General features: G+C 62.0%; 28 protein-coding genes and 3 tRNA genes. 28 read left to right on the plus strand and 3 right to left on the minus strand.

Annotated elements, in window-relative coordinates; genetic code table 11:
- The first annotated feature begins 13 nt into the window (after nucleotides 1-13).
- The 25 genes from fabD to NCCP691_RS05510 all read left to right on the plus strand — a co-directional run bounded on the left by fabD (nucleotide 14) and on the right by NCCP691_RS05510 (nucleotide 20742).
- Nucleotides 14-946, plus strand: coding sequence for an ACP S-malonyltransferase (fabD, locus tag NCCP691_RS05390; protein ID WP_238482330.1), 933 nt, complete (start codon nucleotides 14-16; stop codon nucleotides 944-946).
- On the plus strand, nucleotides 943-1689 hold the full coding sequence (gene fabG, locus NCCP691_RS05395) for a 3-oxoacyl-ACP reductase FabG (protein ID WP_238482331.1): 747 nt from the start codon (nucleotides 943-945) through the stop codon (nucleotides 1687-1689). The genes fabD and fabG overlap by 4 nt, the downstream gene beginning before the upstream one ends.
- Before the next feature lie 122 nt (nucleotides 1690-1811).
- Nucleotides 1812-2051: an acyl carrier protein gene (gene acpP, locus NCCP691_RS05400; protein ID WP_040041346.1), complete on the plus strand. Its 240-nt coding sequence runs from the start codon at nucleotides 1812-1814 to the stop codon at nucleotides 2049-2051.
- A 31-nt stretch (nucleotides 2052-2082) separates the two neighbouring features.
- Nucleotides 2083-3330 (plus strand): beta-ketoacyl-ACP synthase II, encoded by a 1248-nt coding sequence (gene fabF, locus NCCP691_RS05405; protein WP_220807238.1) that lies wholly within the window; start codon nucleotides 2083-2085, stop codon nucleotides 3328-3330.
- A 107-nt stretch (nucleotides 3331-3437) separates the two neighbouring features.
- On the plus strand, nucleotides 3438-3875 hold the full coding sequence (locus NCCP691_RS05410; protein ID WP_220807239.1) for a protein YgfX: 438 nt from the start codon (nucleotides 3438-3440) through the stop codon (nucleotides 3873-3875).
- A gap of 97 nt (nucleotides 3876-3972) precedes the next feature.
- Nucleotides 3973-4575, plus strand: coding sequence for an RNA polymerase sigma factor RpoE (rpoE, locus tag NCCP691_RS05415; protein ID WP_040041344.1), 603 nt, complete (start codon nucleotides 3973-3975; stop codon nucleotides 4573-4575).
- Nucleotides 4576-4638: 63 nt separating this feature from the next.
- Entirely contained in the window at nucleotides 4639-5256 is a 618-nt protein-coding gene (locus tag NCCP691_RS05420; protein WP_220807240.1) for a sigma-E factor negative regulatory protein, read from the plus strand.
- A gap of 5 nt (nucleotides 5257-5261) precedes the next feature.
- The gene (locus NCCP691_RS05425) at nucleotides 5262-6257 is read left to right on the plus strand and encodes a MucB/RseB C-terminal domain-containing protein (RefSeq protein ID WP_220807241.1); all 996 of its coding nucleotides are present in this window, start codon (nucleotides 5262-5264) and stop codon (nucleotides 6255-6257) included.
- Nucleotides 6258-6267: 10 nt separating this feature from the next.
- Nucleotides 6268-7758 (plus strand): DegQ family serine endoprotease, encoded by a 1491-nt coding sequence (locus NCCP691_RS05430; protein ID WP_220807242.1) that lies wholly within the window; start codon nucleotides 6268-6270, stop codon nucleotides 7756-7758.
- A 100-nt stretch (nucleotides 7759-7858) separates the two neighbouring features.
- Entirely contained in the window at nucleotides 7859-8128 is a 270-nt protein-coding gene (locus NCCP691_RS05435; RefSeq protein ID WP_220807243.1) for a glutaredoxin family protein, read from the plus strand.
- A gap of 156 nt (nucleotides 8129-8284) precedes the next feature.
- Nucleotides 8285-10078: a translation elongation factor 4 gene (gene lepA / locus NCCP691_RS05440; RefSeq protein ID WP_220807244.1), complete on the plus strand. Its 1794-nt coding sequence runs from the start codon at nucleotides 8285-8287 to the stop codon at nucleotides 10076-10078.
- Complete coding sequence (gene lepB / locus NCCP691_RS05445) at nucleotides 10075-10986, plus strand: signal peptidase I (protein WP_220807245.1); 912 nt, start codon at nucleotides 10075-10077, stop codon at nucleotides 10984-10986. The genes lepA and lepB overlap by 4 nt, the downstream gene beginning before the upstream one ends.
- Nucleotides 10987-11029: 43 nt before the next feature.
- Nucleotides 11030-11407, plus strand: coding sequence for a DUF4845 domain-containing protein (locus NCCP691_RS05450; RefSeq protein ID WP_220807246.1), 378 nt, complete (start codon nucleotides 11030-11032; stop codon nucleotides 11405-11407).
- A gap of 24 nt (nucleotides 11408-11431) precedes the next feature.
- A complete protein-coding gene (gene rnc / locus NCCP691_RS05455; protein ID WP_220807247.1) occupies nucleotides 11432-12418 on the plus strand; it encodes a ribonuclease III in 987 nt (328 codons plus the stop codon).
- A complete protein-coding gene (gene era, locus NCCP691_RS05460; RefSeq protein WP_220807248.1) occupies nucleotides 12415-13317 on the plus strand; it encodes a GTPase Era in 903 nt (300 codons plus the stop codon). The genes rnc and era overlap by 4 nt, the downstream gene beginning before the upstream one ends.
- 47 nt (nucleotides 13318-13364) lie before the next feature.
- A complete protein-coding gene (gene recO, locus NCCP691_RS05465) occupies nucleotides 13365-14174 on the plus strand; it encodes a DNA repair protein RecO (RefSeq protein ID WP_220807249.1) in 810 nt (269 codons plus the stop codon).
- A gap of 14 nt (nucleotides 14175-14188) precedes the next feature.
- Complete coding sequence (gene pdxJ / locus NCCP691_RS05470; protein ID WP_220807250.1) at nucleotides 14189-14956, plus strand: pyridoxine 5'-phosphate synthase; 768 nt, start codon at nucleotides 14189-14191, stop codon at nucleotides 14954-14956.
- Nucleotides 14953-15345 carry a holo-ACP synthase gene (gene acpS / locus NCCP691_RS05475; protein ID WP_220807251.1) on the plus strand — a complete coding sequence of 131 codons (393 nt, stop codon included), beginning with the start codon at nucleotides 14953-14955 and terminating at the stop codon, nucleotides 15343-15345. The genes pdxJ and acpS overlap by 4 nt, the downstream gene beginning before the upstream one ends.
- Nucleotides 15342-16388, plus strand: a complete 1047-nt coding sequence (nagZ, locus tag NCCP691_RS05480) for a beta-N-acetylhexosaminidase (protein ID WP_238482332.1) — start codon at nucleotides 15342-15344, stop codon at nucleotides 16386-16388. Before acpS ends, nagZ begins: the two co-directional genes overlap by 4 nt.
- Nucleotides 16389-16401: 13 nt before the next feature.
- Nucleotides 16402-18258, plus strand: coding sequence for an excinuclease ABC subunit UvrC (gene uvrC / locus NCCP691_RS05485; protein WP_220807252.1), 1857 nt, complete (start codon nucleotides 16402-16404; stop codon nucleotides 18256-18258).
- An 82-nt stretch (nucleotides 18259-18340) separates the two neighbouring features.
- Nucleotides 18341-18934, plus strand: a complete 594-nt coding sequence (pgsA, locus tag NCCP691_RS05490) for a CDP-diacylglycerol--glycerol-3-phosphate 3-phosphatidyltransferase (RefSeq protein WP_220807253.1) — start codon at nucleotides 18341-18343, stop codon at nucleotides 18932-18934.
- A 62-nt stretch (nucleotides 18935-18996) separates the two neighbouring features.
- Nucleotides 18997-19072 (plus strand) — tRNA-Gly (locus tag NCCP691_RS05495).
- A 99-nt stretch (nucleotides 19073-19171) separates the two neighbouring features.
- Nucleotides 19172-19247: transfer RNA gene (locus NCCP691_RS05500), tRNA-Gly, on the plus strand.
- Nucleotides 19248-19339: 92 nt separating this feature from the next.
- A tRNA-Cys gene (locus NCCP691_RS05505) sits at nucleotides 19340-19413 on the plus strand.
- 138 nt (nucleotides 19414-19551) lie between these two features.
- A complete protein-coding gene (locus NCCP691_RS05510; RefSeq protein WP_220807254.1) occupies nucleotides 19552-20742 on the plus strand; it encodes a site-specific integrase in 1191 nt (396 codons plus the stop codon).
- A 191-nt stretch (nucleotides 20743-20933) separates the two neighbouring features.
- On the opposite strand, the gene NCCP691_RS05515 is transcribed toward NCCP691_RS05510, so the two are convergent.
- Both NCCP691_RS05515 and NCCP691_RS05520 read right to left on the minus strand, forming a co-directional pair.
- Nucleotides 20934-22112, minus strand: coding sequence for a site-specific integrase (locus tag NCCP691_RS05515; protein ID WP_220807255.1), 1179 nt, complete (start codon nucleotides 22110-22112; stop codon nucleotides 20934-20936).
- Between the two features lie 115 nt (nucleotides 22113-22227).
- Complete coding sequence (locus NCCP691_RS05520) at nucleotides 22228-22671, minus strand: helix-turn-helix domain-containing protein (protein ID WP_220807256.1); 444 nt, start codon at nucleotides 22669-22671, stop codon at nucleotides 22228-22230.
- 917 nt (nucleotides 22672-23588) lie between these two features.
- On the opposite strand from NCCP691_RS05520, the gene NCCP691_RS05525 reads away from it, so the two are divergent.
- Both NCCP691_RS05525 and NCCP691_RS05530 read left to right on the plus strand, forming a co-directional pair.
- Nucleotides 23589-23837, plus strand: a complete 249-nt coding sequence (locus NCCP691_RS05525; protein ID WP_220807257.1) for a hypothetical protein — start codon at nucleotides 23589-23591, stop codon at nucleotides 23835-23837.
- 330 nt (nucleotides 23838-24167) lie between these two features.
- Complete coding sequence (locus tag NCCP691_RS05530) at nucleotides 24168-24584, plus strand: hypothetical protein (protein WP_220807258.1); 417 nt, start codon at nucleotides 24168-24170, stop codon at nucleotides 24582-24584.
- A 156-nt stretch (nucleotides 24585-24740) separates the two neighbouring features.
- On the opposite strand, the gene NCCP691_RS05535 is transcribed toward NCCP691_RS05530, so the two are convergent.
- Entirely contained in the window at nucleotides 24741-25106 is a 366-nt protein-coding gene (locus NCCP691_RS05535) for a hypothetical protein (protein ID WP_220807259.1), read from the minus strand.
- 428 nt (nucleotides 25107-25534) lie between these two features.
- On the opposite strand from NCCP691_RS05535, the gene NCCP691_RS05540 reads away from it, so the two are divergent.
- Complete coding sequence (locus NCCP691_RS05540; protein WP_220807260.1) at nucleotides 25535-26155, plus strand: hypothetical protein; 621 nt, start codon at nucleotides 25535-25537, stop codon at nucleotides 26153-26155.
- Nucleotides 26156-26219: the final 64 nt, after the last annotated feature.

Here is a 26219-nt window from a genome sequence, read left to right on the forward strand (position 1 = left end):
CAACATACGATCCATGACTAAACTCGCATTCGTATTTCCTGGACAGGGCTCGCAGGCCATCGGCATGCTCAACGGCTTCGCGGGCAACGCCGCGGTTGAACAGACGGTCGCCGAGGCTTCGGACGCGCTGCAGCTGGACCTGGCAAAGCTGATCGCGGAAGGTCCCAAGGAGCAGCTCGACCTGACGACCAATACGCAGCCGGTGATGCTGACGGCCGCGGTTGCGTGTTATCGCGCGTGGATCGCCACCGGCGGCCAGGTGCCGGCAATCGTTGCCGGGCACAGCCTCGGCGAGTATTCCGCGCTGGTCGCGGCCGGCGTGATCGCGTTCCGCGACGCGGTGCCGCTGGTGCGCTTCCGTGCGCAGGCGATGCAGGAAGCGGTGCCCGTAGGGCAGGGCGGCATGGCTGCGATTCTCGGCCTGTCGGACGAGGACGTGCGCGCCGCCTGCCTCGAAGCCGCCCAGGGCGAGGTCGTGGAGGCGGTCAATTTCAACGCCCCGGCCCAGGTGGTCATCGCCGGCCACAAGGGCGCGGTCGAGCGCGCATGTGAGGCTGCCAAGGCGAAGGGGGCCAAGCGCGCATTGCCGCTGCCGGTTTCGGCGCCGTTTCACTCGTCCCTGCTCAAGCCGGCGTCGGATCGCCTGCGCGATTACATGAAGGATATCGCCTTCAGTGCGCCGCAGATTCCGCTCGTAAACAACGTCGACGTCGCGATCGTCCAGGACGTGGCGGCCATCAAGGATGCTCTCGTGCGTCAGGCGGCAAGCCCGGTGCGATGGGTGGAATCCATCAGGAAGATGCGCGCCGAGGGCGTTACCCATGTCGTGGAGTGCGGTCCCGGAAAAGTGCTCGCGGGTCTCACCAAGCGCATCGACGGCGATCTGGTGGGCGAAGCGCTGACCGATCAGGCTTCTCTCGAAAAACTACTGGAGCAGTTCAAGTGAATCTGACGAACCAAGTCGCGCTGGTCACCGGCGCTTCCCGCGGTATCGGCCGCGCCATCGCCACCGAGCTCGCAAGGCAGGGCGCACGCGTGGTCGGGACCGCGACATCGGAGAGCGGCGCGGCCGCGATCACCGAGTATCTGCAGGCGGTGCGTCCCGACGCCGGCCGGGGTGCCGTGCTCAACGTCACCGACGCAGAGGGCTGCACCGCCATCATCGACGGCATGCAGAAGGAGTTCGGCGGACTCTCCATCCTGGTCAACAATGCCGGCATCACGCAGGACCAGCTTGCGATGCGCATGAAGGACGAAGAGTGGGATGCCGTCATCGCCACCAACCTCACCGCGGTCGCCCGTCTTTCCCGCGCGGTACTTCGCGGCATGATGAAGGCGAAGTACGGCCGCATCATCAACATCACCTCGGTGGTCGGCTCCGCCGGCAATCCGGGGCAGATGAATTACGCCGCGGCCAAGGCCGGCGTGGCCGGCATGAGCCGCGCACTGGCGCGCGAGATCGGCAGCCGCAACATCACGGTGAACTGCGTTGCGCCCGGCTTCATCGATACCGACATGACGCGCGAACTCGGCGAGCAGCAGGTCGCCGCGCTGATGCAGCAGATTCCCCTCGGTCGCTTCGGCCTGCCCGAGGACATCGCGGCTGCCGTCGGTTTTCTTGCCTCGCCGCAAGCGGGCTATATCACCGGCACGACCCTGCACGTCAACGGCGGCATGTACATGGCATAGCTCGTCAAGACGAGCTTTTACGACGGTTTCCGGCTTGCAGAATACGAAAGCCGAAACTGCATTTTCACTGCGCAAACCTGATAAAATGCGCGCACTTTCTGTAACCCACTGGAGGGATAAATATGTCCGATATCGAACAACGCGTTAAGAAGATCGTCGCCGAACAACTGGGCGTCGCCGAAGCCGACATCAAGAACGAGTCGTCCTTCGTTGATGACCTGGGCGCCGATTCTCTCGACACCGTTGAGCTCGTCATGGCGCTCGAAGACGAATTCGAGATGGAGATCCCCGACGAGCAGGCCGAGAAGATCACCACCGTGCAGCAGGCGATCGACTACGCCAAGGCGCACGTGAAGGCCTAAATCCAGTTTTGATTCATTCCAGGAGAACCGCTTGAGCCGCTCACGTGAACGTCGCGTCGTAGTGACTGGCCTCGGTTGTGTTTCACCCGTCGGCAACACGGTCGCCGACGCGTGGTCTGCACTTATCGAAGGCAAATCAGGCATTGCCACCATCACCAAGTTTGACGCTACGCCTTTCTCCACCCGGTTCGCCGGTGAAGTAAAGGGCTTCAATGTCGAGGACTACATCCCCGGCAAGGAAGCGCGCCACATGGATACCTTCATCCACTACGGGATGGCTGCGGGAATCCAGGCAATGCAGGACAGCGGTCTGACGGTGACCGACGAAAACGCCGAGCGCATCGGCGTCATGGTGGGATCGGGCATCGGCGGCTTGCCGATGATCGAAGAAACGCATGCGGAGCTGACCAATCGCGGTCCGCGCCGGATCAGCCCTTTCTTTGTGCCCGCATCGATCATCAACATGATCTCCGGACACCTCTCGATCAAGTACGGCCTCAAGGGGCCGAACATCGCAATCGTCACGGCTTGCACGACCGGCCTGCACTGCATCGGCGCGGCCGCGCGCATGATCGAGTATGGCGATGCGGATGTGATGATTGCCGGCGGCGCCGAGTCCACCGTATCGCCTCTGGGCGTCGGTGGCTTTGCTGCGGCACGGGCGCTCTCTGCGCGCAACGACGATCCCGCCACTGCATCGCGTCCCTGGGACAAGGACAGGGATGGTTTCGTGCTGGGCGAGGGCGCCGGCGTGATGGTGCTCGAAGAGTACGAACATGCGAAGGCCCGCGGTGCGAAGATCTACGCGGAAGTCATCGGATTCGGCATGAGCGCGGATGCGCATCACATGACCGCTCCGCTGGAAGATGGTGACGGAGCGCGGCGCTGCATGGTAGCGGCGATGAAGAATGCAGGGATCAATCCCGATCAGGTTGACTATGTCAACGCGCACGGTACTTCCACGCCCCTCGGGGACGTGGCGGAGACGATCGCCATCAAGCGCGCGCTGGGAGACCATGCCAAGAGCGTCGTGGTCAACTCGACCAAGTCGATGACGGGACATCTGCTGGGCGGCGCAGGCGGCCTTGAAGCCGTATTCACCGTCCTCGCCGTGCACGAGCAGATTTCGCCGCCGACCATCAATATCTTCAATCAGGATCCCAACTGCGACCTCGACTATTGCGCCAACGTCGCGCGCAACATGCCGATCAACATCGCAGTCAAGAACTCGTTCGGATTCGGGGGTACCAACGGTACCCTCATCTTCGGACGCATCTGATCCGTGGCTTCCTCCGTCAGTGACGGAGGAAGCTTCTCCCATTCATGTCGATAGCGGCTTCCGTCATCGTACGCATGTCCCCCGCTCTGCGGGCGTCATGCGCGGTGATGTCGCTTGGCGCATTTCTGATCGGTGTGCTGATCGGCGCCGGTCGCGTCGGCGACCCCGATCCGCTCCTGCGCGCGATACTTGCCGCCGCATCCATTTTCCTCGGATTTTTTGGGTTTTATCATGGTGTCCGGCACCGGAAACACCAACATATCGATATCTCTGGTACGGGGCAGATCCGCCTTGTAGAAACGGGCGATACAGGGCCTTGTGCTGCTGCCAATCGGCCTCACCTAAAGAAGAACGGTCAGGTAGTTCATCTGCTGCCAAGCTCCACTCTCTGGCGCCGGATGTTGCTGCTGCGCCTTCGTACCGGGAGTGGAAGGATTATCACCGTGCCCGTCATGCCCGACAGCGTTTCGCAGGACAGCTTTCGGGCACTGTCCGTCGCCTGCCGCTGGATACTCAGCCGGAATGACTCGACCGACACGCGATAGGGCGGCATATTTCTTCACATCGGATTGAACTTATATCATTTCCTCTGGTCAACGACACAAGCCGCGTGTATGTTGCAATGAAACAAGGGAACGGGGATTGACGACAGAACGCGATATCGATCAATTGCTTGTCGAGCGTGTACAGCGCGGCGATAAAAAAGCGTTCGAGCTATTGGTGACCAAGTACCAACGGAAGCTGATGCGGCTCGTATCGCGGCTGGTTCGCGATCAGGCGGAGGCGGAAGACGTCGTGCAGGAAGCCTTTATCAAGGCCTACCGCGCGCTTCCGCAGTTCCGTGGCGACTCGGCTTTTTATACCTGGTTGTACCGGATCGGCATCAACACCGCAAAGAACTACCTCGTCACGCAGGGGCGCCGAGCCCCGACGTCGACCGAGGCCGATGCGGAAGAGGCTGAGACTTTCGACGATGGCGAGCATCTCAGGGACATCAATACACCCGAGTCCATGCTGGCGACCAAGCAGATCGCCGAGACGGTGAATGTGGCAATGGATGCACTGCCCGACGAGCTGAGGATTGCAATTACGTTGCGCGAGATTGAAGGCTTGAGCTACGATGAAATCGCCGAAGCAATGGGCTGTCCGATCGGCACTGTCCGCAGCCGGATCTTCCGCGCTCGCGAGGCGATCGCCGAGAAGCTCAGGCCATTGCTCGGCACGGCAATCGACAAGCGCTGGTAGTATTGCCGAAGAAGACTTGCTTGGCGCAAACGTTGAGGTTGGTGCAGCCTCTGTGAGGTAGGGATGGATACGAAGCAAAAAACAAGGGAGCAGGTTTCTGCACTGGCTGATGGCGAACTGGACGATGCTCAGCTCGACCTGGCGCTTGCCGCTCTGCGGGACGGAGATGCCAGAGCGGACTGGGAGTTGTATCACCGCATAGGCGACGCACTTCGGTCCGAAGAAGTGGCCGACGTCTCGTTGAGCGAGGGTTTCTCGGCGCGCCTGGCCGCACGCCTGGAAGCCGAGCCCACGATCATCGCGCCCGCCCCCGTTGTGCAAGCGGCTGCCACAGTGTCCGCCCGCCGGCGCTGGGCTCTTCCCGGCCTCGCAGCCGCGGCGGCAATGGCGAGTATCGCTTTCGTCGCCACGCCGCAGCTGATGGTCGCGCTGAACGGCGGCGGGCCAGCAACGGCGGCCGCCGAGCCTGCACTTGCAGAGGCCAAGACCGCTGCGCCCGTAGTGCCGGTTGCTGTGGTCGGTAGCGTTGCCGAGCCTGCGGTAACGGACAGCGGCGCCGTCGTGCTGCGCGATCCCCACATTGACGATTATCTGCTCGCACACCAGCGTTTTTCCCCATCGGTCTACAGCAGTGCTCAATACGCGCGGTCCGCCACGCTCTCGACGCAATCCGATAAATGACCTGTATGCGGCAAACAAACGCGTTGTTCCGGTTTGTCGTCACCCTGTCGATCTTTCTGGCGCTACCCGCAGCGGCACAGACCGCCGACGCGGATGCGCGCGGCGCCAAGGGGTGGCTGAAAAAGATCCAGCAATCCGCCCAGCAGCTGAATTACTCGGGCACTTTCGTTTACCAGCAGGGCAGCGAGATGCGCACCTCGCGCATCACCCACGTCCAGGACGCCAAGGGCGAACTGGAAAAACTCGAGATCCTGGACGGCCAGCCGCGCGAGTACATTCGCCGGGGCGACGAAGTCGTCTGCTATGTTCCGGAGGCCAGGACCCTGGTTATTGAGAAGCGGGTGGCCAATGACGCCTTCCCCGCAATTCTTGCCGCCGAAGAGGACGACCTCGCCCAGTATTACCATATCCGCGGCGGCGAGCCCGGGAGGGTGGCCGGGCGCGAGGCGCAGGCGATCCTGCTGGAGCCGAAAGACAAGCTGCGTTATGGATACAAGCTGTGGGCGGACAAGGCGTCCGGCCTTCTGCTTCGCGCCCAGACGCTCAACGACAAAGGCGATACCGTTGAACAAATCGCCTTCACCCAAATATCGATAGGCGATGCTGATCGATCGCGCGTGAAGCCGAGCTTCCAGAATACCGAAGGCTGGAAGGTTGAAAACACGCTCATGAGTCAGGTAAGTCTTTCCGGCTGGACGGTGAAGACCCTGCCGCCCGGCTTCCGCAAGGTGCGCGAGGTGAAGCGCCTGGTGTCGGATGTGACGGCCGGAGGACAACCGGTCCGGCGAGAGGTGTCGCAGATCGTGTTTTCGGATGGACTCGCGGCGATTTCCGTTTTCATCGAGCCGGGCAGTCAGAGCCGCACGGAAGGATCGATGCAGCAGGGGGCTGTTAATATTGTCGGCAAGCGGCAGGGGGATTACTGGCTTACCATAGTCGGTGAAGTGCCTCCCGCGGCTATCAGACAAGTAGCCAATTCGATTGAATTCAAGTCCAGGTAGCAAAAAGAATATGCATGCAAAAAATACAAGTTCTTCTGCCCGAAGCCTGAGCCTCGCTGTCGTCTTCGCTGCGTTTTCCCTCGTTGGCGCACCGCTCGCCGGGCTTGGGTCACAAGCTTCCGCCGCCACTACCGTGGCAGGCCTGCCTGATTTTGCCGATCTGGTGGACCGCACCGGTCCGGCCGTGGTGAACATCAGGACAACCGAGCGCGTCAAGCCCGGTCAGAACGGTGCGGTCCCCGGCATGGAAGACGAAGAAATGCAGGAATTCTTCCGCCGCTTCTTCGGCGTGCCGATGCCGCGTACACCGCAGCCGGAACGCCAGCCGAGGAACCGCAAGGGGCCGCAGCAGGAAGAGGAAGTGCCGCGCGGCGTCGGCTCCGGTTTCATCATTTCGCCGGACGGCTTCGTGCTGACCAACGCGCATGTGGTCGAAGGCGCCGATGAAGTCTACGTGACGCTGACCGACAAGCGGGAATTCAAGGCAAAGATCATCGGGGTCGACAAGCGCACCGATGTCGCCGTGGTCAAGATCGAAGGCACCAACCTTCCGCGCCTGACCATTGGCGATCCGAGCAAGCTGCGCGCGGGCGAATGGGTGATCGCCATCGGCTCGCCGTTCGGCCTCGACAATACCGTCACTGCCGGCATCGTGTCGGCCAGGGCGCGTGACACCGGCGATTATCTGCCGCTGATCCAGACGGACGTGGCGGTCAATCCGGGCAACTCCGGCGGCCCGCTGATCAACATGCGCGGCGAGGTGATCGGCATCAACTCGCAGATATATAGCCGTTCCGGCGGTTACATGGGTATTTCCTTCGCCGTTCCCATCGACGAGGCAATGCGGGTCGCCGAGCAGCTGCGCACCGCCGGCCGCGTCACGCGCGGACGCATCGGCGTGCAGATCGGCGAGGTGACCAGAGAGGTCGCCGAATCGCTCGGCCTGCCCCGGGCCCAAGGGGCGCTCGTGCAGCGCGTCGAGCCGGGCGGTCCGGCGGAGAAGGGCGGCCTCGAGGCCGGCGATATCATCCTGCGCTACAACGGCGCCCAGATCGAGAAGTCGAGCGATCTGCCGCGTCTCGTCGGGGCCACCAAGCCGGGGACCCGGTCCACGGTCACCGTCTGGCGCAAGGGTGCGAGCCGGGAGATGCCGCTTACCGTGGCCGAACTCGAGCCGGACACCGTGGCGAAGAAGGAAGAGCGCAAGGCCCGTCCAGAGCAGACTGCCAATTCGCTCGGCCTGGTCGTCAGCGACCTGTCCGAGGCCCAGCGCAAGGAGCTGAAAACCGATGGCGGCGTCATCGTCGACGCCTCGGAGGGAGCGGCGGCGCGGGCAGGGCTGCGTGCAGGCGACGTGATTCTTCGCCTGAACAATACCGATGTGAAGGATGCCAAGCAGTTCAATGCACTGGTGTCCAAGCTGGAGCCCAAGAAGCTCGCCGTGGTGCTGGTCCGGCGAGGCGACGCCTCCCAGTTTGTGCCGATCCGTCCCGGCCAGTGACAGTCCGGGTCGCGGCAGGCCCCGCCTGCCGTGACCCCGCCACGCCCGGGAAAGGTACAATGGGGGCGTTTTCCCGATGCGGCAGCGCCGTTCGCTTACCATGCCAGTGACCCATTTCACCCTCTACGGCCGCTCCTATTGTCATCTCTGTGACGACATGCTCGAAGCGCTTCAGTCACTCAGCGGCGAGTATCCCTTTACCGTCGATATCATCGACGTCGACAGCGACGAAGCGCTGGTCGCCCAGTTCGATGAACTGGTGCCGGTCCTGTTTGGACGACGAGGGGATGGCGAAGCGGTTCAGATCTGCCACTATTTTCTGGACGAGTCGAAGACGCGCGCCTTCCTGTCCGCGGCCCGGTCCGCCTGAATCCCGCAACCGCTTGTCGAGGAAACCGTCTCGGCAGGCGGTTTTCCGCTTCGAAATCCGGTAGAATGGCGGCCGTCGAACAACGTTCTGTCATAGGCGCTCGCTTGGGGAGACCTCCCCGTTCGGAGCGCCTTTTTTGTAGTCGAATCTTATTTAATGGACAACATCCGCAACTTCTCGATCATCGCCCACATCGACCATGGCAAGTCGACACTGGCGGATCGCATCATCCAGATCTGCGGCGGCCTCTCCGACCGCGAGATGGAAGCGCAGGTACTGGATTCGATGGACCTCGAGCGCGAACGCGGCATCACGATCAAGGCGCAGACCGCGGCCCTGAGCTACAAGGCGCGCGACGGTCGAGTGTACAACCTGAACCTGATCGACACGCCCGGCCACGTTGACTTCAGCTATGAAGTCAGCCGTTCGCTGTCGGCCTGCGAAGGCGCGCTGCTCGTGGTCGACGCCTCCCAGGGCGTCGAGGCGCAGACCGTCGCCAACTGCTATACGGCGCTCGACCTCAACGTCGAAGTGGTCCCGGTGCTGAACAAGATCGACCTGCCGTCGGCCGATCCCGAAAACGCCAGCAGCGAGATCGAGGATGTGATCGGCATCGATGCCAGCGACGCCGTGCGTTGCTCAGCCAAGACCGGCCTGGGCGTGGAAGACGTGCTCGAGTCGCTGATCGCCAAGGTGCCCCCGCCCAAGGGCGATCCGGGCGCGCCGCTGCAGGCACTGATCATCGATTCCTGGTTCGACAACTATGTCGGCGTCGTCATGCTGGTGCGCATCGTCAACGGCACCCTCAAGCCCAAGGAAAAGATCACCCTGATGGCGACGGGCGCCCAGTATCTGACCGAGAGCATCGGCGTCTTCACGCCCAAGTCCCAGCCGCGCGAGTCGCTGTCGGCGGGGCAGGTGGGATTTGTGATCGCCGGCATCAAGGAGCTGAAGGCGGCGCGGGTCGGCGACACCATCACGCTGGCGTCGAGGCCGGCGGCCGAGCCGCTGCCGGGATTCAAGGAAGTGCAGCCGCAGGTCTTTGCGGGCCTGTTTCCGGTCGAGGCCAACCAGTACGACGCGCTGCGCGAGTCGCTGGAAAAGCTCAAGCTGAACGACGCCGCGCTGCAGTACGAGCCGGAAGTGTCGCAGGCGCTCGGCTTCGGTTTCCGCTGCGGCTTCCTCGGACTTCTGCACATGGAGATCGTGCAGGAACGCCTCGAGCGGGAATTCGACATGGATCTCATCACCACCGCGCCGACGGTGGTGTACGAGGTGGTGCAGCGCGACGGCACCGTGATCATGGTCGACAATCCCTCGAAGATGCCGGATCCGTCCAAGATCGAGGAAATCCGCGAGCCCATCGTCACCGTCAACCTGTACATGCCGCAGGAATACGTCGGTTCGGTGATCACTCTCTGTACGCAGAAGCGCGGCGTGCAGATCAACATGAGCTATCACGGCAAGCAGGTCATGCTGACCTACGAGATGCCGATGGCGGAGATCGTCCTCGACTTCTTCGATCGCCTGAAATCGACTTCGCGCGGCTATGCCTCGATGGAGTACGAGTTCAAGGAGTATCGCGCGGCCGACGTGGTCAAGGTCGACATGCTGATCAACAGCGAGAAGGTCGACGCGCTTGCCATCATCGTTCATCGCTCCAACAGCCAGTACCGCGGCCGTGCCGTGGCCGCGAAGATGCGCGAGCTGATTCCGCGGCAGATGTTCGACGTCGCCATCCAGGCCGCGATCGGTTCCAACATCATCGCCAGGGAGAACGTCAAGGCCATGCGCAAGAACGTGCTCGCCAAGTGCTATGGCGGCGACATCAGCCGCAAGCGCAAGCTGCTGGAGAAGCAAAAGGCAGGCAAGAAGCGGATGAAGCAGGTCGGTTCGGTTGAGGTTCCGCAGGAGGCATTCCTCGCGATTCTACAAGTGGAAGATAAATGACACTGCAAGCGATACTTGGCAATTTCGCTCTCATTCTTTTCGTACTGACCGTCGCTACCGGCATCGTCTGGGTGCTCGACATCTTCTATCTCGCGCCGCAGCGCCGCCGCCGAGCCACACTGGCGCTGGCGGATTACGATGCCCGCCAGGCAAAGCTGCGCAGCGAGGGGATCAAGGTCGATCAGGGCGAGCGATCCCGGCTCGAGGCGGAACTGGTGCGCCAGCCGACCTGGATCGAATACTCCGGCAGCTTCTTCCCGGTGATCGCGCTCGTGTTCTTTCTGCGCTCCTTTCTGTACGAGCCGTTCAAGATCCCGTCGAGCTCCATGGTGCCGACACTCGAAATCGGCGACCTCATCCTGGTGAACAAATTCACCTACGGGATCCGCCTTCCGATCATCAACAAGAAAATCATCGAGCTGAACAACCCCGAGCGCGGCGACGTGATGGTCTTCAAGTACCCGAAGGACATGTCGCTTGACTACATCAAGCGGGTGATCGGCGTGCCCGGTGATAAAATCGAGTATAAAAACAAGCGTTTATCGATCAATGGTAAAGCGGTTTCTTATGAGCAGCTGCCGGATTACCTGGACGAGGAGCACCTCAGCTATTCGAAGCATTACCGTGAGCGGTTCGAGGGCTCGGAACACCGTATCCTGAACGATGAGCGCGCGCCATCCTACGTACAGAATCCCGACCCGTTCCCTGGCAGGGAAAACTGCACCTATAACCTGGAAGGTTTCAGCTGCACGGTCCCCGCTGGACAATACTTCGTGATGGGGGATAATCGGGATAACAGTCTCGACAGCCGTTACTGGGGCTTTGTGCCGGATCAGAACATAGTCGGGAAGGCGTTTTTCATTTGGATGAACCTGGGTAATCCCGGGCGTATCGGCGGTTTTGAGTAGTTGAATTATAAAAAAGGAAACAGGGGGTAATATGCGAGTCGGCATGAGCGCAAAGGCTGCGCACCGCGGTTTTTCGCTGGGAGGTTTTCTCTTTGTCATCATTATCGTCGCCTTGCTGGCCGTACTGGGGATGAAGGTGGTGCCGACCGTGATCGAGTATGCGGCCATCAAGAAAGCGATCGTCACCGCCAAGAACGCCGGAACGACACCCCGCGAAATCCAGGATTCGTTCGAAAAGCAGCGCACGACGGCTTACATTGACTCGGTGACCGGGAAGGATCTGGAAATCGTGAAGACTGGTGACGGCTACGACGTCAGCGTCGCCTACCAGAAGAAAATCGAACTGGTGGGTCCCGCCAGCCTGGTCCTCGACTACGAGGCATCCACGGCGCCGGGCTCAGCCGGCAAATCCGTGCAGTAAAAAGGGGACATAAGCGACAACGAGATGGATCTCAAGCTATTGCAAACCCGGTTGGGCCACACCTTCAAGGATGCTGTTCTGTTGCAGCAGGCCTTGACCCATCGCAGCCATAGCAGCGTGCATAACGAAAGGCTTGAGTTTCTCGGAGACTCCGTACTGAACTGCGTTGTCGCATCCCTGCTCTTTGAACGTTACAACAAGATCGACGAGGGCGACCTGTCGCGCCTGAGGGCCAACCTCGTCAAGCAGCAGTCGCTTTACGAAATCGCCCAGCGCCTCGAGCTTTCCCAGTTCCTGCGCCTGGGCGAGGGCGAGCTCAAGTCCGGTGGATTCCGGCGGCCCTCGATACTCGCGGACACGCTGGAAGCGCTGTTCGGTGCGATCTTCCTGGACGCGGGCTTCGACGCTGCCCGCGACGTCATACGCTCGTTGTATATCCCCATCCTCGATTCGGTTGATCCGAAGACGCTGGGCAAGGATGCCAAGACGCTGCTGCAGGAGTACCTGCAGGCCAAGAAAATCGCACTGCCCCAGTACAACGTCGTGGCCACCCATGGCGCCGCCCATAACCAGGAATTCGAAATCGAATGCCTGATCCCGAAGCTCGAGATTCAGGTATTCGGAACCGGCGGCAGCCGACGGGCCGGAGAACAGGCTGCAGCCAAGCTGGCGCTGGAAGCGGTGCAGGCCGCGCTGGCGAAAACCGCCAGCGGCGCGCGCAAGAGCCGGCCGCGATCCTCGCAACTGAAGCTTGCCGGCATCGCCACCATTCAGCCCGATGCCCCGGCCGAGGACGACACGAGAAAAAAGAGCCGGTCGCCGAAGGGCGAGGCCAGGGCGGATGCCAAGCCGGATGCAAAGCCGCCGGAAACCCGGCAAAGCAAACTCGATCTCAAGACAGGCGGACCTTCGCCTGACGCCGCCGGGGACGCGCCGGCGCCGGGCAACGAATCAGAAGCGATCGCCGCATCCACCAGCCCCGACCTGCCCAACCAGACCAAGACTGCATGAACCCCCAGGATGCCCAAGACAACTTCCGCTGTGGCTATATCGCCATAGTCGGAAGGCCGAACGTCGGCAAATCGACATTGATGAATGCGCTCGTCGGCGCAAAAGTCAGCATCACCTCGCGCAAGGCGCAAACCACCCGGCATCGGATCACCGGCATTCAAACCCGTGAGAACGCACAGTTCGTCTACGTCGACACGCCCGGTTTCCAGACCCGGCACTCGAACGCACTCAACCGGACGCTCAACCGTACGGTCACGACGACGCTGACCGCTGCCGACGTCATTCTGTTCATCGTCGAAGCCGGGACCTACGGACCGGCGGACAAGCAGGTGCTGGAGCTGCTGCCGAAGAACGTGCCTTGCATCCTCGTGATCAACAAGTGGGATCGGGTCAAGGACAAGAAGACCCTGATCGAATTCACGCGCCAGGTCAGCGCCGACGCCGAGTTCGCCGCGGTGGTGCCGGTGTCGGCGAAGCAGCGCTTCCAGCTCGACGCGCTCGAAGCGGAGATCGAAAAACTGCTGCCGCCGAATCCCCCGATGTTCGACGAGGACGACATCACCGACCGCAGCGAGAAATTCCTGGCGGCCGAGATCGTGCGCGAGAAAATCTTCCGCTTCGTCGGGGAAGAGCTGCCCTACACGAGCACCGTCCTGATCGAGAAATTCGAGCAGGAAGGCAACCTGCGGCGGATCTTTGCGGCCGTGCTGGTGGAACGCGAAGGCCACAAGGCAATGGTGATCGGACAAAAGGGCGCGAAGCTCAAGGAAATCTCGACCCAGGCGCGGCTCGACATGGAGAAGCTTTTCGGCGGACCCGTCTACCTGGAAGTCTGGGTCAAGGTGAAGTCCGGCTGGGCCGATAACGAAGCCGGGCTTCGGGCATACGGTTACGAATAGCCGCGAACCGGCGACATCCGCATAGGCGCCAGGACTTGACCGGAACCATGCCCGACAACAGGACTGACAGCAGGGAGCAGCCGGCGCCGGCCGACGCGCCCGCAGCGACCCGCGCGCGCACGAGCCGTCCGAGGACCGCCGACAAGGACAGCAAGGTCGCCGCCCAACCGGGTTTCGTCCTGCACAGCTACCCCTACAAGGAAACCAGTCTCATCGTCGAGGTCTTCACCCGGGACTTCGGCCGCATCGCGCTGGTCGCCAAGGGCGCGAAAAGGCCCCATTCGAAGCTCCGCGGCGTGCTGCAGACCTTTCAGCCGCTGACGATCAGCTGGAGCGGCAGGGCGGAGGTGCGGACCCTGACCGCGGCCGAATGGATAGGCGGCATGCCGCCACTGGAAAAGGCCGGGCTGCTGTGCGGCTTCTATCTGAACGAACTGCTGGTGAAGCTGCTGGCAAGGGACGACCCCCATCCGGTACTGTTTTCGCAGTACATCGCCACGCTCAACGAACTGGCGCACAACGAGCCGCCACCCATCGTACTGCGCAAGTTCGAACGGGCGTTGCTCAAGGAGACCGGGGTCGGCAACAATCTGACGATCTGTTCCGCCAGCGGCGCCCCGGTGCAGGCCGACAAGACCTATGTCGTCGATCCCGAGCGCGGCCCCCGGCCGGCACGGCCATCCGACGACATGCCGCGCGTGAGCGGCAAGACGCTGCTCGACATGGACAGGGAGGATTACTCGGATGCGGTGACCCAATCCCAGAGCAAGTTCCTGATGCGGTTTCTGCTCGCGCATCATCTCGGCGGCGCGCAGCTCAACACCAGGCAGATTCTGATAGATTTGACGCAGTTATAGCCAGGACTTCATCCATGAGCCTCTTACATCCCAACAAGCCGGTAATCGAGCTCGGCGTAAACATCGACCATGTGGCGACCCTGCGCAATGCGCGCGGCACGAGTTATCCCGATCCGATCCAGGCGGCGCTGCTGGCCGAAGAGGCCGGGGCGGACTGCATCACGCTACATTTGCGCGAAGACCGCCGGCACATCCGGGATGCCGACGTCGAAGCGCTGCTGCCGCAGCTGCGCACGCGCATGAACCTCGAGTCCGCCATCACCAGCGAGATGATCGATTTCGCGCTGCGCCTGCGGCCTCAGGATGTCTGCCTCGTGCCCGAACGTCGCGAAGAGATCACGACCGAAGGCGGGCTGGATGTGATCGCGCATTTTTCCCAGGTCAAGGACGCGGTCCACCGATTGCAGCTGGCCGGTGTGCGCGTGAGCCTGTTCATCGATCCCGATGCCGCCCAGGTGAAGGCCGCGGCCGAGGCGGGCGCCCCGGTCATCGAAATCCACACCGGCCGCTATGCCGAGGCGCGCACCGACGAGGAAGCCCAGCGTGAACTGGATCGCGTGCAGGCGGCGGTGCTCGCAGGCGTCGGCTATGGACTGAAGGTCAACGCGGGCCACGGTCTGCATTACACCAACGTCCAGCCGATCGCCGCCATCCCCGAAATCGCCGAACTGAATATCGGACATGCGATCGTGGCCCAGGCCGTCTTCATCGGCTGGAAAAACGCGGTCAAGGAAATGAAGGCAATCATGACCGCGGCCCGGCTGGGCATTCACAAGAAATGATCTACGGCATCGGCACCGACATCATCCGCATTTCCCGGATACAGGCCGCGCTCGAACGGCACGGCGACCGGTTCGCCGAAAAGATCCTGGGGCCGGACGAGATGCAGATCTACCGGCGGCGGCGGAGCAAGGTCGAGGCGCGCGGTCTGCGCTTCCTGGCCACCCGCTTCGCCGCGAAGGAAGCGTTTTCGAAGGCGATCGGACTCGGCATGCGAATGCCGATGACCTGGCGGGCGATGCAGACGCTGAACGCCCCGGGCGGCCGTCCCGTGCCGGTTGCAAGCGGCGCGCTCAAGGAATTCATGGAGGCGCAGGGGCTGACTGCGCAAGTATCGATAACCGACGAATCCGACTATGCGGTCGCCTTCGTCATCGTGGAGAAAAAATGATCAAGCACGCGGACAAGGCGGCACTCGGGCCGGTTATGCTGGATGTGGTTGGCACTTCCCTGACGGAAGACGATCTGCGTCGCATTCGCCATCCGCTGACCGGCGGCGTGATCCTGTTCGCCCGCAATTATGAGAACCGGTCGCAGCTGGTCGCCCTGACGCAAGCCATCCACGAGGCACGTCCCGGCGTGCTGATCGCCGTCGACCATGAAGGCGGACGGGTGCAGCGTTTTCGCGGCGATGGCTTCACCCGACTTCCGGCCATGCGCCGGCTGGGCCAGTTGTGGGACCGCGACGTGCTGGCCGCGGTCAAGGCCGCCACCGATGTCGGCTTCGTGCTGGCGTCGGAATTGCGCGCCTGCGGCGTCGACCTGTCCTTTACGCCCGTTCTCGACCTGGACTATGGCGAATCCGGCGTGATCGGCGACCGTTCCTTCCACCGCGATCCGCGCGTGGTCACGCTGCTCGCCAAGAGCCTGAACCATGGCCTGGCCCTCGCCGGCATGGCCAATTGCGGCAAGCATTTTCCCGGGCACGGTCATGTGAAGGCCGACTCGCACGTCGAGATTCCGGTGGACGAGCGCGGTCTCGACGAGATACTTGCCGACGATGCCGCGCCCTACAACTGGTTCGGCATCGGCCTGTCGGCAGTCATGCCGGCTCATGTCATCTATCCCAGGGTCGACAGGCACCCGGCGGGATTCTCGAAGAAATGGCTCGGGATACTGCGCCGCCAGCTGGCTTTTGCCGGCGTCATCTTCAGCGATGACCTGAGCATGGAGGGCGCGAGCGTGGCCGGCAGCGTGGTGGACGGCGCAACTGCCGCCCTGTCCGCGGGATGCGACATGGTCCTGGTCTGCAACCGGCCCGAGAAGGCGGACCAGTTGCTCGAGGGCCTGGACCCGAAGCTGGCGTCGGCCGAGTCGGCGGCCCGGATCGCCGCGCTCGTGCCGCAGGGCGAGCCCCTGGACTGGGACAGCCTGCAGCAGGACGGCCGCTACCGCGCCGCCCGCAAGACCGTGCAATCCCTGATGGACGATTGAAGAGGATCAGTCAATGCCGGAAACGACCAGCCCCGACGCGCGCGCGGCGCTGCTGGACACCGTCGCCAGCCTGCCGCACCTGCCGGGGGTCTACCGCTACTTCGACGCCGACAACAAGCTGCTTTATGTCGGTAAGGCGCGGGATCTGAAGAAGCGAGTGTCGAGCTACTTCCAGAAGACGCTTGCCAGCCCGCGCACGGCGATGATGGTGGAGCGCATTGCTCGTCTCGAGACCACCGTCACGCGCAGCGAAGCCGAGGCGCTGCTGCTCGAGAACAATCTGATCAAGACGCAGCAGCCGCGTTTCAACATCCTGTTCCGCGACGACAAGTCCTACCCGTATCTCAAGATCAGCGGGCAGGAAACGCCCCGCATGGCCTACTACCGCGGCGCGGTCGACAAGAAGAACCAGTATTTCGGCCCGTTCCCGAGCGCCTGGGCGGTCAAGGAATCCATACAGATCCTGCAGAAGGTTTTCCAGCTGCGGACCTGCGAAGACACTGTGTTCGCGAACCGCACGCGTCCCTGTCTGCTGCACCAGATCCAGCGCTGCAGCGCGCCCTGCGTCAATGCGATCAGCAAGGAAGACTACGCGCTCGACGTCGAGAATGCGGCGAAATTCCTGCGCGGACGCCAGAACGAAGTGCTGGCATCCCTGGAAAAGAAGATGCACGACTTTGCCGCCGAGCTCAAGTTCGAGCAGGCAGCGACAGTCCGCAACCAGATCACCGCGCTGTCGCGCGTTCTGCATCAGCAGAGCATGGAGACCATCGGCGACGCCGACATCGACATCATCGCAGTGGAAGTGCAGGGCGGGCGCGCCTGCGTCAACCTCGCCATGGTCCGCGGCGGACGGCATCTCGGCGACCGCGCCTACTTCCCCACCCATGTCGACGATGCGCTCGCCGCAGCGGAGGGGCCGGTCGAGGTCGAGGTGCTCAAGGCCTTCCTTGCGCAGCATTACGCCGACCTGTTCATTCCCGGCATCCTGATTCTCGGCGTCGAATTCGACGAGCCGGAGCTGATGATGGCGCTGACCGAGCAGTGCGGCCACCGTATCAATCTCGTATTCCAGCCGCAGGGCCAGCGACGGCAATGGCTGGAAATGGCGCAGAAGGGCGCCGGGATCGCGCTCGCCCGCCTGCTCGCCGAGCAGGGTTCGCAGCAGGCGCGCACGCGCGCCCTGGTCGACGCGCTCGGCATCGACGCCACCGATATCGATGCCTTCCGCGTCGAATGCTTCGACGTCAGCCATACCCAGGGTGAGGCGACCCAGGCCTCCTGCGTCGTCTTCCATCACCACGCGATGCAGAACGGCGAGTACCGGCGCTACAACATCAACGACATCACCCCCGGCGACGATTACGCCGCCATGCGCCAGGTACTCACCCGGCGTTATGAAAAAGTGGTCAATGGCGACGGCGTGATGCCGGACGTGGTGCTGGTGGACGGCGGCAAGGGGCAGGTGGAGATGGCAAGGCAGGTCTTTACCGAGCTGGGCCTGGACATCGGCCTCATCGTCGGCGTCGCCAAGGGAGAGGGGCGCAAGGTGGGCCTCGAGACCCTGGTGTTCGCCGACGACCGGGCGCCGCAGGAGCTGGGCAAGGAATCCGCCGCGCTCATGCTGATCGCCCAGATCCGCGACGAGGCACACCGTTTCGCGATCACCGGCATGCGCGCCAAGCGGGCGAAGGCGCGACAGACTTCGCGGCTGGAAGAAATCGAGGGCATCGGCGCCAAGCGGCGGCAGCGCCTGCTGGCCCGCTTCGGGGGACTGCGCGGCGTTGCCGATGCGAGCGTGGAAGAGCTGGCATCGGTCGAAGGCATCTCCCGCCAGCTGGCGGAACAGATTTACAAGCAGCTGCATTGAACAGCGTAGAATCCGGGGCAGCGGGAATTGCGGTGCGATCAATTTCCGCGAGATAATCAGCACATTTTTCAGGCCCCGACTCATGCCGTTCAACATTCCGATTCTTCTCACCTGGCTGAGAGTCGCATTGATTCCGCTGGTAGTGGGGGTGTTCTATCTGCCCGAAGCCTGGCTGTCCTCGCCTGCCAAGGCCGTCGCGTCCACGCTGATTTTCATCATCGCCGCGGTCACCGACTGGTTCGACGGCTTCCTCGCCCGGCGCTGGAATGAAACCTCGGCCTTCGGCGCCTTCCTCGATCCCGTTGCCGACAAGCTGATGGTGGCCGGCGCCTTGCTGGTCCTGGTCGAATTCAGCCAGGTCAATGCCGTCATCGCCTTCATCATCATCGGGCGCGAGATCGCGATTTCCGCGCTGCGCGAATGGATGGCCCAGATCGGCGCATCGAAATCCGTAGCGGTCAGTTCCATCGGCAAGATCAAGACGGCCGCGCAGATGACGGCGATTCCGCTTCTGCTCTACGGCGTGCACTACGACAGCCTGCTCGGCGTGATCGCCGTGCGCGAAGTCGGCGGGCTCCTGATGTGGGTCGCCGCCGTGCTGACCGTCTGGTCGATGTTCTACTACCTGCGCAAGGCCTGGCCGCTGATCAAGGAAAAGGCGGGGCGCATGATTTGAGAGGCGGGGCGTGTCACTTGACAAAAAAAGATACGTCTCTATAATGCTTCCCTGTTGTCGACGCGGGAATAGCTCAGTTGGTAGAGCGCAACCTTGCCAAGGTTGAGGTCGAGGGTTCGAGACCCTTTTCCCGCTCCAGGATTCTGAAGGGAAGCTTGTCGAAAGCTTCCTTTTTTGTTTCAACCGGGTGGGTGCCGAAGTACCGGCTCGCCCGATGAAAAGAGCAGTTTGCACGACGCGGGAATAGCTCAGTTGGTAGAGCGCAACCTTGCCAAGGTTGAGGTCGAGGGTTCGAGACCCTTTTCCCGCTCCAGATTCCGGACGCGCGCGACATAGCAAGCGAGTCCATGGCCAGACCCACTGCGGCAACATGCTCGCGGGTTTATGGTTAAAATGGCTTCCCATGGCGGGGTAGCAAAGTGGTTATGCAGCGGCCTGCAAAGCCGTAGACGCCGGTTCAATTCCGACCCCCGCCTCCATATAAATCAATGGGTTAGCTCCGAAAGGGCTAGCCCATTGTCGTTTCAACCCCCTGTGCTGCAGGGGGCACGCCCCCTCCCGCTACGCCCATGTAGGCCGTTGAGCCGCGCCGGGTCATTGGATTGGGGGTACTTTCGGTGTCTGTCTACGTCAAGCGCACGGCCAATGGCCGCTACCAGTTGCGCGTGCGCCACGCGCTGCTGCAACCCAACGGCGAGTTCTATCTCACCTTCACTGAAGAAGCCGATGCCCGCCGCTACGGCGACCAGCTCGATCATCTACTGGCGCGCGGCGTCGTGCCGAAAGACCTGCTGGAGCGGCCCGACACGACGCGCGACGGTTGGTCGCTGAGTCGCTGTATCGCCGAATACCTCCGGGTGGAGGACGTCAAACCGAGCGAAGCGGCCCTGCTGGCGACGGTCCGGCCGGAAGTCGGGCACGTAATGACTTGGGCGCTGAGCTACGACTGGGCCGAAGGCTGGGTGCGGACGATGAAACGGGAAAAGAACCTGGCACCCAGTACTATCCGTCACCGGCACGGCGCATTGGCGCGGTGTCTGGACTGGGTTATGCGCAAACATCTGCATGTCTTGGCAAGCAATCCGCTGAGGCTGCTCAAGCGCGGGTTTGCCACGTATTCAGCTGAAGACGGCCGGGTCGCCATCGCCCACGGCGGCACGCGGAAGCAGGACCGGGAACGAAATCGGCGACTGGCCGGCGACGAGGCGCAGCGCCTCACTGAGGCGGTCCGGGCCGACCCCGAACTCGAGCTGCTGTTTCACCTCGCGCTCGAGACCGCGATGCGGTTGCGCGAATGCTACACCCTGACCGTCGACCAGGTCCGGCTCGACCAGCGAACGATTCTGCTCGAGACGACCAAGAACGGCAGCAGCCGGCAGGTGCCGATGAGCCGACCGATTCATACGCGGCTGACCGCCTACCTTACCGCCCATCGCACGGCGATCGCCGACCGTGGCGGCCGGCTCTTCAGCTGCTGGGCCGGGCAAACGGACGAAAAAGTACTTGACCGGATCACGAGCCGGGTCTCGCATCGGTTCGCACTCGTCGTCCGCACTGCCGGCCTGCACGATTTCCATTTCCACGACCTGCGCCACGAAGCGACCTGCCGGCTGTACCTGCGCACGCATTACTCCGACGTGCAGATAGCGCGCATCACCGGCCACCGCGATCTGCGGATGCTCAAGCGCTACGCCAGCCTGCGCGGCTGCGAACTGGCGGAGGGAATGTGGGGCTGGGACGGGTGCAGTGCGGCTGGCGGTGAGCCGGCCGCCCGCACGCGGCGGGTCAAGAAATCGGCGCCCCGCTAAGCGGCGCGGGGCCCGGCCGCGCGGCGGCGGCCATCGTTCCGGTGGCCGGCGGCCCAGCCGAGCCCGATACCGGAAAACGACGTGCGCAGCGCATCCGTACCGGTTCCCAGGGGGATGCGGCGGGCGACAACGGACGGGTGCGACAGGACACGTCCCGATCTCGCCGAGTACACCGCCGAAAACGGCGCCTGTCATGTCCGGATGTCAGTGCCATGCCACTCCGCAGTTGCAATGTCCGGATCTTGTCGGGACCAGCCCCACATGCGGTCGGCCAGTTCGCTACCGCGCAGGCTCGCGTAGCGCTTGAGCATGCGGAAATCGCGGTGGCCGGTGATCCGGGCTATTTGCACGTCCGTGAAGTTCGTCAGCAGGTAAAGCCGGCACGTCGCTTCGTGGCGCAGGTCGTGGAAGTGGAAATCAATCAGGCCAACCGCGGCGACCGCGTCAGCATAGAGACCGGAGACATGGGCCGTGATCTTGTCGAGTTCCTCGTCATCGGTCTGGCCCTGCCACCAGCTGAAGAGCCGCCCGCCGCGCGCGGCAATTGCCTCGCAGTTCGCTGCGAGGTACTCGCTCAGCCGCCTGTGGATGGGCTCGCTCATCGGCACTTGACGGGTGTCGCGATTCGGGTTCTCGGTCAGGCAGATGGTGCGCCGGTCAAGCCAAATCTGGTTGACGCTGAGCGTGTAGCATTCGCGCATTCGCAGCGCCGCTTCGAAACCGAGATGGTGAAGCAGCTCAAGCTCAGGGTCTGCTTCCAGCTTCGCTTCCAATAGCTTCGCTTCATCCTCCGGCAGTCGCCGGTTGCGTTCCTGATCCTTCTTGACGGTTCCGCCGTTTGCGATCGCCACGCTGGCGTCGGTCTTCGAATACGTCGCATAGCCCCGCTTGAATAGACGGAGCGGGTTCGTCGCCAGAATCTCCGGATGACTGTTGGTGACCCAGTCGAGACACCGGGCGAGCGCACCGTGACGCTTTCGTATCGTGCCCGGCGTCAGGTTCTGCTCCCGTTTCATCGTCTGGTGCCAAGTTTCGGCCCAGCTGTACGACACGTCCGCAGTCGTGGCCTTACCGAGTTGACGGCGAAGCGTCGCGAGCAACTTGTAGTCACTGTGCTTCACGTCTACCGTCTTCAGGTACTCGTCGATGCACCGAGCAAGGCTCCACCCTTTCTTGGGGGCCGGCGCGATCAACTGGAGATCGGTGGGGACGATGCCCAGATCGAGGGTGGCCTGCAGACTGTCACCATATTCACGAGCCGTTTGCTTGTCATCGAACGTCGCGTAAAACTCGCCGTTCGGCGGAATCAACGGGTGGCGTACGCGCAGTTGATATTGATTCTTGCCCCGGGTTCTGACATAGACAGACATTCAATTCTCCTATAGATGAAAGTTGGCCCTGCATGACACGACGGAGCCGTCCTGTGATCACCGATGCGCGCACAGCGGCGGCTGCTCAGTCGCGCATCGGTCAGATTGATGCCGGTTAGGTCTTTTCTTGAAGGTCGGGCAGGGTGGGCAGGGGCCGCCTGCGCTTCTTGGCCTGGCGGCCCACGAACTCCGCCAGCGGCGTCGCCGCCGATGTCGCACGCTCGCGCCGCTGTTCCGCCTGTCGCGCGCTCTCAAGTCGCAGGTATTCGGTGACGGACTCCCGGAGGAAGACCCAGTTTTTCCCGATCTTCGCGCCGACGAGCTTTCCGGTACGAGCGTGTAGTTGAACGGCCGCAGAGGTCGTCTTGAGCAGCCCGGCCGCGGCGGCGACGCCAAGGAATTCCCGATCGCCGTCTGTTCGGCGCCGCCGCGCGCTAAAAAGCTTGCTCCGGACACGGCGCCACTGCGCGGGCCACCTGCTCGGATTTTTACCTTTACGGTTCGCCGAGTCGGGAGAGTCATCCTCTGAATATTGCGGCTCGTTCTTTCGTTTGCTCATCTTCGTTGTTGCTCCTCTCCCTGAGTACGGATATGCCAATGCTTGAATCGATCACTGCCGGTGCAGGCGCGCCCGACATGTCACCAGAATTAGCGACATCAGCATTAGAACCTATGCCGCAAAGCACTTTGCAGTATTAGTCTTCAGCTATTGGCTGTTGGCGTGCAATAGGTTTTGCCGAGTTGGTGAACATGGCATTTCGCTCCACGTTTGCAGGTATGGGGTGCTCCTGACCCCGGCTTTGTTAGCTGCGAAGTATTCAACTCGCGCGACTTGGCCTGATGTGGCAGCTGGTCGTCACACACACCTGCTCATCGCCGTCGACGAAAGGCCGTAGTCCATGAATTCATATCGAATCCTCGCGTTGACAGCGGCGGGCATACTCGCGGGAGGAGCGAGACCGTGTCCTCGCCGGAACGCTGAGAAGAGAGTGATGGGGTTGTTGCGCCGCCGGCGGAGACTGAAAGCGATTGTCGTACGCCAATCCCTGCTGTCATTTCCGCCCGCGTCCGTGACAAACCGACCGGCATCCCTTATCACGCAACGCTCATTCAGGGTGTACACCTTCCCTGCGAAAGCCGGGTCTGTTTGGACGTGACGATTTCGTGCCGTACGTACTGGTGACCGTCCAACCTAGCGATATGATGGTTAGCGCGGCCGTTCAGGCTAGGACGGAGTCAAGGGGGAGCGAATGCAAGGCAATGAGAGAGTGGATGCGGCAGCAAGTGCTCCTTGACCCTGCGACCCGTGCGGACCATTCCGCAAGTTAGCCTGCGCTGCGCCTGCCGGCCGGGCGGTTGGTGACAGGCGGACTTCGGTTAACGGGATTTGAAGGATGCCGGCACACTTTGGCATGGACGCAGTCCAACTGTCTTTAGCGAGGCGGTTTCGGTTGCCGCCGGCAAAGTGGGGATTTTATGAAGCGTATTGAGCGGGACGGCAAATTCTATCGCCTCAGGCGCGGCAAGCTAGTGGAGATTCCGGCCGAGTGGGTTGGCGAGGTCACGAGTAGGCAGTCCATTCGCAGCCGCCCCAGTAAACAGATCGGCAAGGTGGCGCGCGAGGTCAAGTATGACTACAACCATAACGTCAAGGATCGCGAGATCGAGATTGCGGACGAGTTTGCGGCGCAGGATCTGCGCGACATGCATCGGAAGCGCTTCTAGATACCCGACAGCTCCGCTACAGCCGGCAGTGAAAGGAACAGTAAAACCCAGCCCTGTTTTCATTTCTCCAGCCGCCGGACGATTGCCGCCGCTTACTACTTCCATTTCAAGTTCACTCCTCTCTTATCACAAAAAGGTTGCGCTGTGCGCCGTTCCACGGGCTCCATCCCGTCTCGATTTTTACCGGTTCCGGCAGACCCGTACCGCATACGGAGTCGGAGAAAATCCTTGGACAATATTTGCAGGCGCGGCCACAGCAGGGGCCGTAAATCGACAGATTCCGTGACAGTCACGCGTGACTGTCACGGTCTGGAAAAGGAGGGGCTGCAAATGATTGTTGAAGACGCCGACGACCAGTCTAAACCGGAACCTAACCGCAAGGCGCGCGCAGAAGAGGAGAAGCATTTGTCACGTGAACACGGTCTTCGCAGGGTTCGAGCGTATGTCGCAGCATCAGGCCGGAAGCAAGAACGTAGTCCCGACGCTGTGCGGCAAAAGCGCATGCGCGACAAACGCAAGGAAGCCGGACTTGTCTCGGCACCGATCCCGCAGCCGGTTGCTGACGCAATTCGTACGGAGGGAAGTTTTGACCAGTGGCTGGCCAAGCAGATCGCGACGAACACCGAAAAGCTACGAAAATCGCTTGCGACGATTGGGTCGGAGCAGCGACGGCTGATCAAACTCGGCCAGCGGGTCGACGCGACGACCGGGCTGCGGCGCTGGATCGTCGATAAATTGCTGGTGTAGCCTTTCTCGGCCTCCGAGATGTGCCTTGGAGGCCGTTCCACATGTCTGCAGGACGTCGCAAGTGGAAAGCAGCCGTGGCATCAATGGCAGATATGCAATGTCGACGCTCTGTGTCAACTAATCGCTGCCGGGTAAAGTGCCTGTTCAGCAGCCGTCTCACCGGGTCTTTGCGTTCTGTTGCTGTCGCCATGGGGGGCGGAGGTGGCTGATGTTTAATTCATGCTGATAATGCACCGCTGAGAGCACCTGGGACTGAACGATGTCGGTGATGGCACCGGCGCCGACATTCGTTCCAAAGACAAGCACGCAAACATACTCGGTGGAGCCAGGAATGCGGATCACGGCCCAAGGATCAGCTTCCAGTTCTGCATACGATTCGCGTATGCGCAGTCCGCGCGGCCACACTTTGTCAAGGATGATCCTTAGACCTGGCACGCCGCATTTTCGCAGGCCCTTCACGATAGTATGAAGCATGTACGGGTCGAGCGACCAAGCTTCCCGGTCCCACAGGTGGCGCAGCATACGGCCGCCGGTAGTTCGGAGACGAAGGGCGCACTCCTCGTTGCTGCAGAGCGCGCTGACGTCAACCTTCACTCGCCTAGTACGTACATCGGGACCGGGTAGGTGCTCATGAAGTGCAGTGGACCCGGACAATGGTGGACCGCTGGAGCCCGAAGCAAAGACGGAGTGCATTGCAGCCCTTTCTCAAATTAAGCGGGGATGAGCCAGGCAACGCTCGAATGAGCGCGGGTTGATAAGACCCGCGCGTCAACACCTTCAACTGAAACTCAAATCTAGCTGCAAAAATCGAGATCGCAAGTGGTTTTGTGGCTCCACCCACGATCCAAGGCTTTGTAGGGATTTGTCTTCTTCCTAATTGCCTCCGTAACGTCCCCGCGCCCCTACCTGGTGGGCCACGATGGAAGTCCGACATGATCAAAGGAGGACTCATGCATCACACTCTCGCTTATCTGGCCATTGCTAACGGCGCCCGTTCCGTACCGTCAGCTCAACGTGGATACCTGCTTCGGTCACAGATGCTGCTCGTCCGTGAGCTCACCACGCTCGCTGCGCGCTTGGAGGAAGAGGACGGGTGTTGGGACATGGAGCACCTGATTGCACGAGCAGTGACCCAGGCGATGCCCGGAAAACGGTCGGACCAGGCGCCGGTGGCCGCGGTGCTTCGTGCTCATGCAAGCGCGTTATGGCGCTGCGTAGATACCGACTTCGTGCACGCATGCAGAGGAAGTCATCCCCTGGACCCGGTAAAGGCGTCGGAGCGCGCTCGCCTTCCGAAGCTGGAAGCCCTTTATTTCCTTGGGCCGGAAGCCCTCGCTATTCTGCCCGAGGAAGAGAAAGCTGACTTCGTGGCCTGTCTGCAGGCAGTTCTATGCATTGAGTGCGAGCATTCCGTGCTGGTCTTCCGGCGCAACGGTGGACCAGCGCATCAACTACTGATCCACTACAGCGCGGCGCCGGAGTCGGAGGAGCTGAATCTGGCTGCCTCCGTGCAGGCGATGTTCATGAGGCTACTTGCAGCCCGTCGGCGTGCGCCGGGGACTGGTTCATAGCCATGTGGGATTACCACGCCGGGCGGCGTCATTCGAGCGCCGCCCGGCGTTTTCCGAACGAGGG

Origin of the sequence: Noviherbaspirillum aridicola (assembly GCF_019656455.1) — a bacterium.
Lineage (GTDB): Bacteria > Pseudomonadota > Gammaproteobacteria > Burkholderiales > Burkholderiaceae_D > Noviherbaspirillum > Noviherbaspirillum aridicola.